This window comes from Oleiphilus sp. HI0125 (assembly GCF_001635355.1).
Genome location: NZ_LWGF01000491.1, coordinates 1 through 246, shown reverse-complemented (window position 1 = coordinate 246; position 246 = coordinate 1). Strand labels below are relative to the sequence as shown.

Below are 246 nucleotides of genomic sequence, written 5' to 3'. Positions count from 1 at the left end.
ACATATGGGCGTGGTGCTTAAACGAATGATGGTTCGTGCTGCGCAAGAAATAGCAAAGAAAATGGATGTGACCGCGCTTGTGACAGGCGAATCAGTCGCTCAAGTTTCTAGTCAAACCGTGACAAATTTGAATGTTATTGATCGTGTATCTGAGACAGTCATTTTGCGTCCTCTGATTACGATGGATAAACTCGATATCATTCGATTGTCTGCAAAAATCGGTACCGAAGAATTCGCAAAGAATAT

At 41.9% G+C, this 246-nt stretch carries 1 pseudogene; it reads left to right on the top strand.

What is annotated here, in order from left to right:
• Window positions 1–25 precede the first annotated feature (25 nt).
• A pseudogene (locus A3762_RS06250) lies at window positions 26–246 on the top strand (tRNA 4-thiouridine(8) synthase ThiI); the annotation flags it as partial.